The 4,025-nt window shown below is 43.1% G+C and carries 2 protein-coding genes; both read right to left on the bottom strand.

Going from position 1 to position 4,025, the window contains the following annotated elements; translation table 11 throughout:
• A partial coding sequence (locus IEV57_RS17715; RefSeq protein WP_188444380.1) for a PorP/SprF family type IX secretion system membrane protein occupies nt 1-440 on the bottom strand: 440 nt, incomplete at its 3' end.
• A 96-nt stretch (nt 441-536) separates the two neighbouring features.
• Nucleotides 537-4,025 (bottom strand): T9SS type B sorting domain-containing protein (locus tag IEV57_RS17710; RefSeq protein WP_194383030.1); only part of this gene is annotated, 3,489 nt, incomplete at its 5' end.

The following is a 4,025-nucleotide window of genomic DNA, read 5'->3' as shown; positions in this document are numbered from 1 at the left end:
TGCTCTGTTGTCATACTATTTCCATCCAAACGGATAGAGCGGTAATTTAAACCAGCTCCCAATCTCAGATTGGTCTTCTCTCCAACTTGGATTCTTGAGGCATAACTAGCCACAAATTCTGTTTCTGCAAAGGCACCATACTGGTCATGAAGGATGGAGATCCCTGCTGCATTCTTGCCTAGAATATCTCCTGAGGCCTGACCAGAGAGTTGGCCGAAGTCTAGTTCTGCTGAGGCAAAGTATGTCTTTGGTGCTCCCTCCCAGCCTGCCCACTGATTGCGGACAAAGCCTCTCAGCATAGAACCTTCATAACCTGTCAACGCTGGGTTATAGTAGCCCTGTAAATGGCTGAATTGAGAAATGTATTTTCTTGATTGAGCGAGAATATTCGTTGTCGTTACAAGGGCTATTCCTATGATTAAGATGATTGTTTTTTTCATGACTTTATATTTAAGGGGAAAGGTCAAAGGTCAAAAGAGAAAGGGGGGACTAGTCACAAAAACTCGTCCTTTCGCCTTTTTCCTAGTTCCTTTTACCTATTTTCTTAACAGATTCAACATTCCTTTTCTTACTTCTCCTGTCTCTCCTACTTCGATTGTCCAGTAATATGTTCCAATTGGTAACTCTTTGCCATTCAAAGTACCATCCCAGCGGATATCAGGATTCTCTGTGTAGAACATTCTTTCTCCTCCTCTGTCGAATACTTGGATACGCACCTCTCTGTAGTATCTTAGCTCTGGAACTCCCCAAGTATCATTCTTACCATCTCTATTAGGAGAAAAAGTATTATAGATTTCAATCTCTGATACATGTACTCTGTTTCTAGTGATTTCAAAGACCTTGTCCAGCGTATTGAAGTCTCTATCAGTAACCCTCACTACAATCTTGAAGCTTGTTCTACCTGCTCCTGGATCTTCACTGCTCCAATAAAGTACATCATTAATCACTTTGAAGTATCTGTTATCTTCCAAATCATATGGCACACCGAGTATATGAATATTGTCTATCGGATCAATTACACTCAATGCACCTATTACTACTTCCTGACTGTTTTTCGCTCCCTCAAAAGAATTGTTGGACAATAAGATATCTTCTGGTACTGGTTTTGGTAGGACTTTAACTTTCACAAGAGCTTGAACTCCATTTGGATTGAATACACCATTTTGAGAAGCAATCTCTCCAACCACTTCATAGTCGCCTCTTTTGAACCTATTTAAAGTTGATTCATCCCAGACTACTTTAACATTTATCAATGCTCCCTGAGTATTAGTTACCAAAACCTCTTTTGGAAGTACATTACCAGTTTGACCCCAAGCAATTTCTATTTCTACAGAGGAAGATGTAATAATTGTTCTTTCAATAATATAATCTGAAATTCCATCTCCGTTTGAATCTTTGAAATCATTCGGATCGGTTGGATCCGTACCTTCACGCTCTTCAATATAATTTGGTACTCCATCGCCATCTGTATCCTTGTAATCATTCGGATCAGATGGATTAGTGCCATCTCTTTCCTCAATATAGTCTGGTACGCCATCGCCATCTGTATCCTTGTAATCATTCGGATCAGTTGGATCAGTTCCATCTCTTTCCTCAATATAGTCTGGTACACCATCACCGTCTGTATCATTATAATCATTCAGATCAGTTGGGTCAGTGCCATCTCTCTCCTCGATGTAGTCTGGTACACCATCACCATCTGTATCCTGATAATCATTTGGATCAGTCGGGTCAGTGTCATCTCTCTCCTCGATGTAGTCTGGTACACCATCACCATCTGTATCCTGATAATCATTTGGATCAGTTGGGTCAGTGCCATCTCTCTCCTCGATGTAATCTGGCACACCATCGCCATCTGTGTCCTTGTAATCATTCGGATCTTTTGGATCAGTACCGTCTCTCTCCTCGATGTAATCTGGCACACCATCACCGTCCGTATCTTTGTAATCATTCATATCAGTCGGGTCTGAGCCATCCTTAATTTCCTGGTAATCCGGCACGCCATCACCATCAGAGTCTCGTTCATCATCAGAAGGATCATTGATATCACCTTGAGGCAGCCCATATTCTGGAAACAATACCAGTTCTACAAAATCAGGTGTAGCTCCACCATCCGTATCCAAGAAGTCTTCTGGATCATTCGGATCGGTTCCGTCACGTTCTTCTACGTAATCTGGAACTCTGTCCAAATCAGAATCCACATAGTCTGTCGGATCAGTTGGGTCAGTACCATCTCTCTCCTCAATGTAATCTGGCACACCATCACCATCTGTATCCTTGTAATCATTCGGATCAGTTGGATCGGTAACATCCTTATCTTCTACATAATCAGGTACGCCATCTCCATCCGTATCCTTGAAATCCTCTGGATCAGTTGGATCTGTGCCATCCTTATCTTCTACATAATCAGGCACACCATCTTCATCCGTATCCTTGAAATTCTCTGGATCGGTTGGATCGGTTCCATCCTTATCTTCTATATAATCAGGCACACCATCGCCATCCGTATCCTTGAAGTCCTCTGGATCAGTTGGATCGGTTCCATCCTTATCTTCTACATAATCAGGCACACCATCTTCATCCGTATCCTTGAAATCCTCTGGATCAGTTGGATCGGTACCATCCTTATCTTCTACATAATCAGGTACGCCATCTCCATCCGTATCATTGAAGTCCTCTGGATCAGTTGGATCGGTACCATCCTTATCTTCTACATAATCAGGCACACCATCGCCGTCTGTATCCTTAAAGTCCTTTGGATCCGTTGAATCGGTTCCATCCTTATCTTCTACATAATCAGGTACGCCATCTCCATCCGTATCCTTGAAATTCTCTGGATCGGTTGGATCTGTGCCATCCTTATCTTCTACATAATCAGGTACGCCATCTCCATCCGTATCCTTAAAGTCCTCTGGATCCGTTGAATCTGTCCCATCCTTATCTTCTACATAATCGGGTACGCCATCTCCATCCGTATCCTTGAAGTCCTCTGGATCAGTTGGATCTGTTCCATCCTCATCTTCTACATAATCAGGTACGCCATCTCCATCCGTATCCTTGAAGTCTTCTGGAACTGTTGGATCGGTACCATCCTTATCTTCTACATGATCAGGCACACCATCTCCATCCGTATCCTTGAAGTCCTCTGGATTAGTTGGATCTGTTCCATCCTTATCTTCTACATAATCAGGTACGCCATCACCATCCGTATCCTTGAAGTCCTCTGGATCTGTTGGATCTGTTCCATCCTTATCTTCTACAAAATCAGGCACACCATCTCCATCTGTATCCTTGAAATCCTCTGGATCTGTTGGGTCTGTACCGTCTTTTATTTCTTCAACATCAGGAACACCATCTCCATCGGAATCTCTATTGTCATCTGCTGGATCATTGATATCTCCTTCTGGCAAACCTAAACTAGGCCAAAGTACTAGTTCCACATAATCAGGAGTACCTCCTCCATCTGTATCTAAGAAGTCATTCGGATCAGTTTTATCAGTACCATCCTTATCTTCTATCTGATCAGGCACACTATCTCCATCCGTATCCTTGAAATCCTCTGGATCTGTTGGATCAGTACCATCTATAATCTCATCATAGTCTGAAACCCCATCCCCATCTGTATCTCTATTGTCATCTGCTGGATCATTGATGTCTCCTGCAGGCAAACCTAAACTAGGCCAAAGCACTAGTTCCACATAATCAGGAGTACCTCCTCCATCTGTATCTAAGAAGTCCTCTGGATCAGTTGGATCGGTTCCATCCTTATCTTCTACAAAATCAGGCACACCATCTCCATCAGTATCCTTGAAATCTTCTGGATCTGTCGGATCTGTGCCATCTAGGATTTCCTGATAATCTGGCACACCATCACCATCTGAATCAGTAGTGTCTTTAGTATTGTCCTGTCCTTCACCTGAACCTTCACCTCCTGTGCCTTCACCTGAACCTTCGCCTCCTGTACCTTCACCTGAGCCTTCGCCTCCTGTACCTTCGCCAGAGCCTTCACCTCCCGTGCCTTCACT

The organism is Belliella aquatica (genome assembly GCF_014637795.1).
Lineage (GTDB): Bacteria > Bacteroidota > Bacteroidia > Cytophagales > Cyclobacteriaceae > Belliella > Belliella aquatica.
This window is presented reverse-complemented; position numbering and strand designations above follow the sequence as displayed.